The sequence below is a fragment of the Deltaproteobacteria bacterium genome (genome assembly GCA_003194485.1).
GTDB lineage: Bacteria > Desulfobacterota > Dissulfuribacteria > Dissulfuribacterales > UBA3076 > UBA3076.
This window is the reverse complement of record PQXD01000030.1, coordinates 1-10,061: the sequence shown is the minus strand read 5'-3', so window position 1 is coordinate 10,061 and position 10,061 is coordinate 1. Positions and strand designations below refer to the sequence as shown.

General features: G+C 47.8%; 6 protein-coding genes and 1 pseudogene. 1 reads left to right on the top strand and 6 read right to left on the bottom strand.

All coding sequences use genetic code 11. From position 1 onward, the window contains the following. Window positions 1-496 precede the first annotated feature (496 nt). From C4B57_10965 to C4B57_10950, 4 genes and pseudogenes are all read right to left on the bottom strand, one after another. Window positions 497-4,410 (bottom strand): annotated as a pseudogene (locus C4B57_10965) (acriflavine resistance protein B). Next, a complete protein-coding gene (locus C4B57_10960) occupies window positions 4,379-6,181 on the bottom strand; it encodes an efflux transporter periplasmic adaptor subunit (protein PXF52480.1) in 1,803 nt (600 codons plus the stop codon). Before C4B57_10960 ends, C4B57_10965 begins: the two are co-directional and overlap by 32 nt. Window position 6,182: 1 nt before the next feature. Next, entirely contained in the window at window positions 6,183-7,583 is a 1,401-nt protein-coding gene (locus tag C4B57_10955; GenBank protein PXF52479.1) for a TolC family protein, read from the bottom strand. Window positions 7,584-7,690: 107 nt separating this feature from the next. Next, on the bottom strand, window positions 7,691-7,942 hold the full coding sequence (locus C4B57_10950; protein ID PXF52478.1) for a hypothetical protein: 252 nt from the start codon (window positions 7,940-7,942) through the stop codon (window positions 7,691-7,693). A 179-nt stretch (window positions 7,943-8,121) separates the two neighbouring features. Here C4B57_10950 and C4B57_10945 point away from each other — a divergent pair, with 179 nt between their 5' ends. Next, the gene (locus C4B57_10945; protein PXF52477.1) at window positions 8,122-8,553 is read left to right on the top strand and encodes a maturase; all 432 of its coding nucleotides are present in this window, start codon (window positions 8,122-8,124) and stop codon (window positions 8,551-8,553) included. Window positions 8,554-8,635: 82 nt separating this feature from the next. Here the strand turns inward: C4B57_10945 and C4B57_10940 are convergent, their stop codons facing one another. Both C4B57_10940 and C4B57_10935 read right to left on the bottom strand, forming a co-directional pair. Next, window positions 8,636-9,133 (bottom strand): hypothetical protein, encoded by a 498-nt coding sequence (locus C4B57_10940; GenBank protein PXF52476.1) that lies wholly within the window; start codon window positions 9,131-9,133, stop codon window positions 8,636-8,638. A gap of 222 nt (window positions 9,134-9,355) precedes the next feature. After that, window positions 9,356-9,931, bottom strand: a complete 576-nt coding sequence (locus C4B57_10935) for a hypothetical protein (GenBank protein PXF52475.1) — start codon at window positions 9,929-9,931, stop codon at window positions 9,356-9,358. Between the last annotated feature and the right edge of the window lie 130 nt (window positions 9,932-10,061).

Below are 10,061 nucleotides of genomic sequence, written 5' to 3'. Positions count from 1 at the left end.
AATCCTGGCTATGGTGGTATTTTTACCCATAGCTTGAGAAAAGACGATCACAGCTTGCCTCTGAAGGCTCAAAAGAGCCTCCTGTGCTGCGTCACAAAATTCGCCTGCGCTTATATGAAATATCCAGATAGAATCACACACTTGTATGGAGGGCAAAATGCACACCCTCCATCCATTCTTGCCTTATGTGATGGTATACCAAAAAAGAAAACCTCAATGCATTGAGGAGCTTGACCAAATACAATCCCGGATCATTAAGGCCTTTGGCTTCAAGTCAAGCGTGGGGGGTCTTACAAAACATAAAGGATTAACTTGCTGATTTTATATTATTTTGTTGCTAAAAAAGCTGGCTGTCTGTTCAATTTTTGTTGAAAAGGTTGAAGAATAAGGTGCAGCGGATGGAACCTTTTGTAGCGTCTGATATGGAGATCCTTGAGAAAGAGTGAAGTTCCTATCCGGAAGCGATCATGAAGCTACTATTTGCTTTTGGAAATTATCATTCAATTAACTTCTGTTTTAATCTGTATTCCTCAATTGCGCAATAAAGAACAGGGACGATCATCACAGTAACCAATGCCACAAACATTCCTCCAAAAGATGGGATTGCCATGGGAACCATAATGTCCGAGCCACGCCCGGTGGATGTGAGCACCGGGATAAGGGCCAATATTGTGGTAGCTGAAGTCATAAGGGCCGGCCGGATTCGACGAATAGCCGCAGCCACGGTAGCGTCTTTAATCTCCTCTTTCGTCGAGACTTTTCGAGTGGCGAAACTCTGATCAAGATACGTGGCCACCACGACACCATTATCTGAAGCGATTCCGAAAAGTGCCAGGAATCCTACCCAGATCGCCACGCTCAAATTAATCGGGTGCACCTGGAAGAGTTCTCGCATGGAAATTCCAAACACGAAAAAGTCCAGGAACCAGTGTTGTGCATAGAGCCATATCATAATAAATCCACCTGCCCACGCAACAATTATTCCAAAGAACACAAGCAGGGTTGTTGATACAGAATCAAACTGTAAATAGAGTATGAGGAAAATGATAAAGAGTGCGATGGGCAAAACCACAGCCAGCTTTTTTTGAGCCCGTATCTGATTTTCATAGTTTCCTGCAAAGGCATAGCTTATCCCGGCAGGAAGCTGGAATTCTCCGCTTTCTATTTTCTGATCCAGGTACTTCTGTGCGTCGTTAACCACATCAACCTCAGCGTATCCCGGCTTTTTATCAAATACAACATACCCTACCAGGAATGTATCTTCACTTTTTATCACTTGAGGGCCCCGCACGTAGCGGATTTTGCTGAGTTGATCCAATGGTATTTGCGCTCCCCCGGAGGCCGGGACAAGAATCTTCCTCAGGCTCTCTATATTGTCCCTGAGTTCCCTCATGTACCGCAAGCGAACCGGATACCGTTCCCGACCTTCGACAGTAGTCGTAATCTTTTTTCCACCGATAGCCACTTCTATAACGTCTTGCACCTTGCGGAGCATAATTCCATACCGGGCGATGGCCTGTCTGTCTATCTCTATCTCAAGATATGGTTTCCCGACAATCCTATCGGCTATCACTGATGAAGGTTCGATGGAAGGGACTTCCTTGAGAAACCTCTCAAGTTGAAGCCCAACTTTTTCTATGGTGGCAAGGTCAGGACCTCGAATCTTGATGCCCATAGGAGCCCGCATCCCAGTTTGGAGCATGATGATTCTCGTGATTATGGGCTGAAGCTTCGGAGAAGAAGTAGACCCTGGAACCTGGGCTGCCTTCACTATTTCGTTCCAGATATCGTTGGGGCTCTTGATCCCTTCCCATGCATCTCGATCTTTGTTTAGAGCAGGATCAAGAGGGACCCGCCACAATCGAAATGGTCTTCCCTTTGAATCCGGTATGAGACGTTTGTTTTTATCCCGCTCAAAACGCCCAGACACGCTATACGGCTTCCCATCAGGCGCGGGCAGAGGGAATCCATTCTGATCACGGAAAAGCTCTGTCTTTTCTGCTGAAAACCTAAATCGCAAGCGCTTACCGTTTTTGTCCACAATATACTCTGGCTTGTAATTGATTATTGTTTCAACCATGGAAACCGGTGCAGGATCAAGGGGTGTTTCAGCCCGTCCTAATTTTCCAACTACCGATTCAATCTCCGGGATTTGTTTTATTGCTATATCCTGTTTTTGAAGGGCGTCCATGGATTCCCCGATGGAAGCATGGGGCATGGTGCTGGGCATATAGAGAAAGGCGCCTTCGTCAAGAGGCGGCATGAATTCCTTCCCCAATCCCGGAAATACATTGGAGATACTGCTTACCGCTTTCCAGTCCCTTACGGGCTGTGGCAGCCAGCCAAAAAAAGTGTCAAATCCCAGCCAGACAAGTCCACCCCACAGGACAAGGAGCGTAGGAATTATCAAAAAGATGATCTTGTGGTTAAGACACCATCTCAAGATCCTTGCATAGACGAGTTGGAATAAATGAAAAAAGATCAGCAAACTGCTTATTAAGAGTGCCACGAATACGAAGTTTCTCAAGAATCCCTTCGCCGGACCAAGCGGTAGCCAGTGTTTCGAAAGAATTACTGCTACCACAAACACTGCGACCCAGTTTACCATTTTAAAAATCCATTTTTGCCAGCGTTCCGGAATCCATTTGGTAAATAACCAGTAGAGTGCGATAAGCGCTATAATAGCCCCGGTCCACCACGCCATGAGCCAGCCAATCATTATTCCTGCGACAAGCAAGCTCAAATAAAAGATCCATCGAAAGAGAGGTTTTATATGCCTCTTTTTTCTTTTCGTGTGAAAAGAATGTGGGCCAGGGGAGGGATAATAGTGAGAGCTACAATTACAGAAGCTATCAGGGCGAATGTTTTGGTAAAAGCCAGGGGTTTGAACAGCTTTCCTTCAGCGGCCTGCATGGTAAAAACGGGTAAGAAGCTTATCACGGTTGTTGAAACAGCAGTGAGGACCGCACTGCCGACTTCGCTTGTAGCACGAAAAATCACTTCAAGCCGATCTTGGTCAGGGTCTGCACTGTCCAGGTGTTTGAGTATATTTTCACATATTACAATCCCCATATCCACCATTGTTCCGATGGCAATGGCTATACCCGAAAGAGCCACGATGTTCGCGTCGACCTTGAAAGTCTTCATGGCAATGAAACACATGAGCACAGCTAGCGGAAGAAGTCCTGAAATGAGGATTGAACTTCTCAAATGCATCACCATGATAATTACGACAATGACGGTAACGAGAATTTCTTCGGCCAAGGCAGTATCAAGAGTACCCAGGGTTTCATATATCAATCCGGTGCGATCATAGAAAGGAACAATTTTTACCTGGCTCACCGTACCATCGGGCAGGGTTTTCTTTGGAAGGCCCGGTGAAATCTCCTCTATCTTTTTCTTAACATTCTTAATGGCAGCAAGAGGATTCTCCCCGTATCGAACTACCACTACCCCGCCTACGGCTTCAGTCCCTTCTTTGTCCAGCGCCCCTCTTCTTGGGGCAGGACCGAGGGTTACTCTCGCAACATTCTTAACGTATATCGGGACGTTATCGTTGACCTTAATGACCGCATTCTCCAGGTCTTTCAGGCTTTTGACAAACCCGATACCCCGGATAATGTATTCCGCCTTGTTCACCTCGATGGTCCGCGCCCCAACATCAACGTTTGACATCTTTACGGCGGCTACAACTTCCCCCAGGCCTACTTTATAGGCGCGCATTGCATCCGGGTCCACGTCGATCTGATATTCCTTCACGAAGCCCCCCACGGATGCCACCTCGCTTACTCCGTCCGCAGAAAGAAGCGCATAACGGACATACCAGTCCTGGATCGTTCTTAACTCCTGTGGATCCCATCCACCAGTAGGGTTTCCGTTTTTGTCTAATCCTTCGAGGGTATACCAATAAATCTGGCCTAAAGCTGTAGCGTCTGGCCCCAGTGAAGGCTGTACACCTTCCGGTAAGGTGCCCGCAGGAAGGCTGTTTAGCTTTTCCAGCACCCTGGACCGTGACCAGTAGAACTCGACGTTTTCTTTGAAAATAACATAGATGGTCGAGAAGCCGAACATTGAATAGCTTCGAATGGTCTTAACGCCGGGAATACCCAGGAGAGCCACTGTCAACGGGTAGGTGATCTGGTCTTCTATATCCTGGGGGGAGCGCCCCATCCATTTGGTAAAAACTATCTGCTGGTTTTCACCAATATCGGGTATGGCATCAACGGGGACGGGATCCCGGGGAAACCCGCGAAGATTCCAATCAAAGGGCGCCACGGCGAGTCCCCAGCCCACAAAAAGAAGAATCATCAAGAATGCGACGATCTTCTTTTCCAGGAAGAATCTGATGATCCGATCAATCCATGACATCTCAGTTTTGTTACCTGGAGTGATCCCCGGAGTTTCCCGCATGATTGTGAGCTTTCGATTGTTGAGCCCTGGAAAGTGAGACGTTAAATTGAGATCTTATTCTATTCATATGTTTTTTCAGAGAAAAGAGAGCTTCTTTCGCTTCCTCCGGATCTTTTGCATTCCCTCCGATAACGGAATCGTTTCGCATAAGCATGGCCAATTCCATCCATACCATGTGAGGATGTCCGGACAGGAGGTTCATATTGACAGAATCCAAGGCAATTCCGAACTTCTTAAATGATTCCCTGATTTCTGTAAGATCACCTGCTTGCACGCTCCCCGAAATATTCCTGTAGGCATCCAGCAATTTCTCAATTTGATGAGCAAATGCGGCAGGGATCTCCATTGCGGGGCTCTTTGTCCCCGTCTCCTTCCTTGCCATGGACATTCCGCCATGTTGCATATGCCCTCCTCCTCCACCACCACCTCCGGGGGACATCATGCTTGGTTTCGCCTGGATCTGCAGCGAACTATCGATCTTGAAGTTTCCGTTGGTTACAACACGCTCTCCTTCCTGTAAGCCGCTTAAAACCAGGTAATAGTCACCGGCCCTCGGTCCAAGGACGATTTCTCGTCCTTCAAAGGTTCCCTTCTGGCCGGAAACAGCAACATAAACGACAGCTCTTTTCCCCGTGATAAGCGGCGCCGAGGCTGGTATAACAAAAGGGAATTTTGTTGCTTCGTCAGGAGAGGCCACCAGGGCTTTAGCTGCGGCTGAAATGGGGGCCTTCACCAGGGCATGTACAAACATCTCCGGCTTCAACTTGGAGTCCTTATTGGGCACGTTTACCCGGACTTTAACTGTCCTGGTTTTTGGATTTATGAACGGATCGATAAAAGTAATCTCCCCTTTGAAGGTTTCTCCGGGATACGCTTCCGTCTGGAATTCAACTTTTTGCCCTTTTCGGATCCATACAATATCTGATTCATAAGCATCCAGTTTTGCCCATACCCAGGACAGGTCTGCGATGGTATAAATACGAGTTCCTGTTTTCACGTACATCCCCTCAAGGGCATTTTTGCGGATCACGATGCCACTCATGGGAGAGAGAATCGTCATGTGATCAGAGGGTCTGCCCCGTCTAATGATTTCCGTGATCTGTTTTCCACTCAGCCCCAAGAGGCGAAGTTTTTCTCGCGCAGCGGTAATGGTCTGACGGGCTGTAGTTTTTATACTGGAAATCTTACCACGTTTCAGGTTGTTTGCCGTTCTTATTGCTTCTATGAGTTCTGATTGGGCCGTCATGAGTTGAGGGCTGTAGAGGGAAACCATGGGTTCTCCCTGGTGCACTGATACTCCCGTGAAGTCAACATAAAGCTTGTCAATTCGCCCTGGAACCCAGGCGGTAATGTATCCGAGACGTGTCTCATCATATTCAATTTTTCCTACCATTCGCACATGTACTGAAACGGATTTACGTTCCACAGGGGAAGTTTGAATCTCTGCCAGTTTCATTGCGTACGGAGAAAGTTTTAGCTCTCTCAAACTACCTGGCATCTCACCTGTTTTCTTTTTCCCTGTTTTAACCGGGATCAGATCCATGCCACAGATAGGACACTTTCCAGGTTTCGGAAGCTGTATCTGTGGGTGCATGGCGCATGTCCAGACCGTTGCTTTCTCCTCTTCCTTTTCGGAAACTGTCTTCTGAGCTTGATGGGCGGAATGGTCCTGGGCCCATGGCATGTGAAGAGACAGTAGAAAAAGGAAGAGGAGGACAAGGGCGGGGAAAAAGATTAACCCGGAAACTCCCGTCTTAGATATCTTTTTCATTCTATTCATTCTTTTGCCCTTTCGATTCCTCAGAAGAAAGTCTCGGTATCTCTTTTCCCACAAGCATTTCTAATTCCGCCAACCTTTCTGCGTGATTGGCAATAGAACGCTCATAGGAAAGCTGGAACTCCAACAACATCCGTTGTGTATCGATAATATCGAGAAAAGTTCCGGCGCCTGTCTTGAAGGCTTGAAGCGAGACTTCAAGAGACTGTTTTGTCTTGGGTATGAGGGTATCACTATAAAGAATGATTTTTCTCTCTGCGTCCCGGAACTGGTAAAGCGCCATTTTAAGATCGGCTATCAGGGTGCTTTCCCTGTCATGGCGTTCTTTTTGAGCCGCAGAGTATCGAGCCCTGGCTTCTTTTTTTGCCGCACTGTATTTATCATGCCAAATTGGGAGATTGACAGAAATCATCGCTATAACGGGGTCTTTCCCCGAACCTTCCGTGCCTGATTTAAGCGCCTCTTCCGTGTCGATCCATTCCAGACCAACAGTGATATCAGGAAAGTAATTCTTCTTTGCCAAATCGATATCCACTTTTTCCTTGGCTGCCAGGAAGTCTTTTGCTTTCAGTTCGGGATTCGCTTCTTTGAGCCAGGAAAAAAGTTGCTGATCAGAAACAGAAACTTGTTCTATGGGAATTGACGTGGGCCAGGGAAGTGAAGATTTCTCTGGTCTGTTAAGCACTGCGTTGAGTTTCGCTACGAGCGGGTCACGTAAATCATTGAGGGCACTTCTGCGATCCTCTATTTTTCCGATTTCAACCTGGGCCTTGATGACATCCGAGTATGACGCAATACCCGCGGAGTAATTGGTCCTGGCTACTTTTTCAAGATATTTCACGAGGCTGAGATTTTCTTCAGTGATAGCAATGGCACGAGCAAGATAATAGTATTCGTAATACGCAGTCTTTAGCCTATAGAAAAGCTTTAATTTTGCGGTTTCATACTTTTCTTTCTCAACTCTTGCCGCTTCCATGGCGCCGCTTCCCTTGAGAGAAAGCTTCCCAAACCAGGGAAACGTCTGGACGAGACCAAACTTTTGCCGTTGTGGTCCGACTCGCGTTTCCACCTTTCGGATAAAATAGGCATAGTTGAATCTCGGGTCAGGAAGGGATTTAACCTGCGGGACCCTTTCCAGGGCCGCTTTCCACCGATCAAAAGCTGCTTCCAAGCCTGGATTGTGCAACGCAGCATAGGCAAGGTAATCTGAAAGCGTTGATTTTTCGCTTAATTCAGGAAGTTCTTCTTTATGAGAAGGAGCATTCACAAAAGTGCTGTAGGAGACGTTCCGCAATTCTTCAAAATTATCAGGGTATTTTCCGTTGTGAATGGAAGAGCAACCAAAGAGGAACAGAATTAGGATCAGGTAACAGACCCTTTTTTCATTTTTGTGCATGTTTTTGCTCCAGCGCCATACGGTTTAGGTGTAATCAATCATTTTTCACGTAACCGTTCACTGGCAGGGGATATTTCTTTTCACTTCACACTTCAGCCCCTTATTTTCTAAGGTTTTTGCCATGGGGGAGTCTTGCCCCCTCTGCATTCGCCTGCGCTGGGCTCCGGCGATGCAGCTTCCCCCATAGCAAAAGCCAAGAAAGTTACAGGGGCTTCCGTCCCTGATTTCGGCCTGGACAGGGTGGCCCTGGTTGCCAGATAGGTAATGGCAGTCAGAAAGGAGCCGACTCCCAGCAGAGTAGTCCAGAGGACATCTGTGTCAATAGATACCCCGGTCTTCGGGGTGTCAAAAAGCATCATAGAGCCCAGAAGGAGGGCAGCCAGGATTAGACTTATGGGACTGTCCCCTAATACGTCCCCTAATAGAAATTAGCCATTATCTCGGAAAGCAGCTCAAGCTCATGGTCAATCAGGAAAAGAGCAAGGTGGCCTCGACCAACGAGATTACCTTTCTCTGATTCGCCTTTAAGGGTGCCAGTATCCGGTGGTCAGATAAGGCTTTTGCCGAATTTAAACGGCGCGTCCGAAAACTGACCGGAAGAAGTTGGGGAGTCTCCATGGAGTATCGTTTTGAGAAGCTTGCGGAGTATCTTCGCGGCTGGGTGGGATATTTTGGGATATCGGAATACTATCGTCCAATTCCGGAAATCGACCACTGGCTGCGGCGGCGGGTGCGCATGTGCTATCTAAAACGATGGCGCTGGTGTCGCACCAAGGTCCGCGAACTCGTTAAACTTGGTACAAACCTGCGGCTTGCCATATCCATTGGCCTGAGCCGCAAAGGTCCATATAGACTTGCCAAGACGCTGGCAACCCAGTCGGGGATGACTAACAAATGGCTCAAGGATCAGGGTTTGCTGTCTGTCAAAGAACTGTGGGTGAACATCCATTACCCCGCTACGGCTCGGTAGCCTCTGGGAACCGCCTGGTGCGGACCCGCTTGCTAGGTGGTGTGGGGGCCAGGGGAGAAAGACCCCCGGCTACCCGATTCGATCACTCTTGGTATCCATAAATCTCCTTGATGCTCCATGGTGCTTCTTTGATGCCTTGGTCTCCAGTAACGGAAACAGAGAAGTACCCTGTCTCAAGAGGTCTGATTTTGACATCATCCGAAAAGTCACGAGTCCAACGGATCGATCCGTCTTGCTCTTTTGCAGTCACGTTGACTACCACACGTGTAATTGTCCAGCTACTCCCATTGTAAATCTTGCCAGAGAAAGATCCATAGCTTAGTCCTGCATTGCCCGTTACCTTTGCTCGCTCGGCATAGGGTAGAGGTTTCTCAGGTTTCTCCTTAATATCCGGACTTTTTTGAGCAATCTTGCGGTTGCCTATTAGAGCCCACGACTTGCCTGTCTTTCGGTCCACCTCATACGCTATACCCTTGGAACTAGTCATGATGTAATACCGATTGTGCGAAGAGTAGACCCAGAATGCAATAACGCCCGCCGTCGCAATGATCGCGGTAACCCATATGACAGTCTTGTTCATATTTCCTCCATTGATCGAATCGCCGCGGATCAGGAGCGAGACCGGAGGCAAACTTGTTTGCCGACAGGATCGTCTGCTGCAGCCGCTGGTTGTGAGGCGCGGAGCGCCGAGCACCCAGCGGATAGTAATACGCGGCGATTGTTGCCGGGAGCGGAGCGTCCGGCAACAACGGTATGCCGATAACCTGCCGAAAAACGCTTAAAATATTGGTTCTTCGTCATTTCATGTGGATTTGAATACATCTTCTATTGGGGCTGCCAGGAGGTAAATCATGGTAATGAACGTATTTACGTTTCTGTATCCCCTGGCCCTGGCACGAGCTGCCTGGAACAAACCGTTTAGGCCTTCAAGGCGTGCATTGGTGTAATCGTTACCCCAACGGTTTAGAATTCTCTCTTTGTGACGCTTTAGTGTCTCTAAGGCCTTAAATACCGGCTTCAGGATCGGGTTGTCATCCAGTATGCTGTATGCGTGGTTCAAAAAGTGGGTGAGACGCCACTTGGCTTCCTGGTACCACTCTGCCCTGTTTATCCAGCGGAGCATCTCCTTAATCCGCCATGCCTTAGCCGTATATTTGGCAAAATTCTCAAGCTCTAAAAGCAAACCCTTTTGTTTGTTTGATAGATTGCCCTCTTGAGCTTTGAGAACGGCCCAACGGGTACCATGGGGTATTCTGTTCATGCGTGACTCAAGACGCCTTACCTCATCCACGGCCTTGCTGAAGAGTTGAACCACATGGAACCAGTCAACGACCACCACGGCATTCTCAAAATTCTCTTCACTTCCTGAGATCTGGATATTTCATATAAGATACAGGCAGCAAGCACCGGGTAGGCTGCTTGCCATACAATTACTGCCATTGGTCTGAAGATTCTTTCATAGAGCAACCATTTTTTGAGTCAACTCCTCAATTTTTCTAATTTTTTTT